Genomic DNA, 365 nt, shown 5'->3' with positions numbered 1-365 from the left:
AACCATTACGGCTCAAGATGTCGATGGCGTGACTATTACTGACGACGGCGATGCCGATAATACTGTTCAGTTAAACGGCGGTACAGCCAATGCACAGCAAACAGCTAACGCCCAATTGTCATTTGACTCTAAAGACTCATTTGCGATTACTGAGACAGGTACTACCGGTGGCGTAGGTGCGTTAATTGAGGCTGGTGAAGCTGACGTATCAGGTGCATTGTCTGCTGTTAACTCAATTGATATCAGTAGCTATCAGGGTTCTCAGGACGCATTAGACGTTATCGACGGAGCTATTGCCCGTATCGATGCACAGCGTGCTGACTTAGGTGCGGTTCAGAACCGTTTCCAGGCGACTATTCGTAACC

Annotated in this window: 1 protein-coding gene; it reads left to right on the top strand. The window is 48.5% G+C overall.

The genetic code is table 11. The features are described 5' to 3' along the window. Positions 1-365 (top strand): flagellin (locus tag SB749_RS18875; RefSeq protein WP_410711650.1); only part of this gene is annotated, 365 nt, incomplete at both ends.

Origin of the sequence: Brevibacterium sp. SIMBA_078 (assembly GCF_046534565.1) — a bacterium.
In the GTDB taxonomy this organism is placed as follows: Bacteria; Actinomycetota; Actinomycetes; order Actinomycetales; family Brevibacteriaceae; genus Brevibacterium.
This window is presented reverse-complemented; position numbering and strand designations above follow the sequence as displayed.